1 protein-coding gene is annotated in these 806 nt (G+C 48.5%); it reads left to right on the top strand.

The window, feature by feature from the left end:
• Positions 1-806 (top strand): formate--tetrahydrofolate ligase (locus ACTNEW_RS16305; protein ID WP_441062858.1); only part of this gene is annotated, 806 nt, incomplete at both ends.

Here is an 806-nt window from a genome sequence, read left to right as displayed (position 1 = left end):
ATCATCGGTTATACCTATGGCAAACCATCCGAACAGAAACCGGTTACCGCACATGACCTTCACGCAGAAGGCGCTATGACCGCACTTCTGAAAGATGCTCTGAAACCAAACCTGGTTCAGACTCTGGAGCATGTACCGGCAATCGTTCACGGCGGACCATTCGCAAACATCGCTCACGGATGTAACTCCGTAACTGCTACCAAGATGGCTCTGAAACTTTCTGATTACACCATCACAGAAGCAGGCTTCGGTGCTGACCTTGGTGCTGAGAAATTCCTGGATATCAAATGCCGTATGGCAGGCCTGAAACCAAACGCAGTTGTTATCGTTGCAACCGTACGTGCACTGAAATACAACGGCGGCGTAGCAAAGGCTGACCTGAACAATGAAAATCTGGAAGCTCTGGAAAAAGGTCTTCCAAACCTTCTGAAACATGTAAGCAACATCACAAACGTTTATAAACTTCCATGTGTGGTTGCCATCAATGCATTCCCGACCGATACCAAGGCAGAGCTTGACCTGGTAGAAGCAAAATGTAAAGAACTTGGCGTAAACGTTGCACTTTCCGAAGTATGGGCAAAAGGCGGCGAAGGCGGAATCAAACTTGCAGAAGAAGTCATCCGTCTCTGCGAAGAGCCGAACGACAGCTTCAGCTACTCTTACGAACTGGAAGGCTCCATCGAGGACAAACTGAACCAGATCGTACAGAAGATCTACGGCGGCAAGAGAGTAGTTCTTACTGCAAATGCTCAGAAACAGGCAAAACAGCTGGAAGCTATGGGCTTTGGCAACTGCCCGATCTGTGT

Source organism: Blautia sp. HCP3S3_G3 (assembly GCF_052063365.1).
Lineage (GTDB): Bacteria > Bacillota > Clostridia > Lachnospirales > Lachnospiraceae > Blautia_A.
This window is presented reverse-complemented; position numbering and strand designations above follow the sequence as displayed.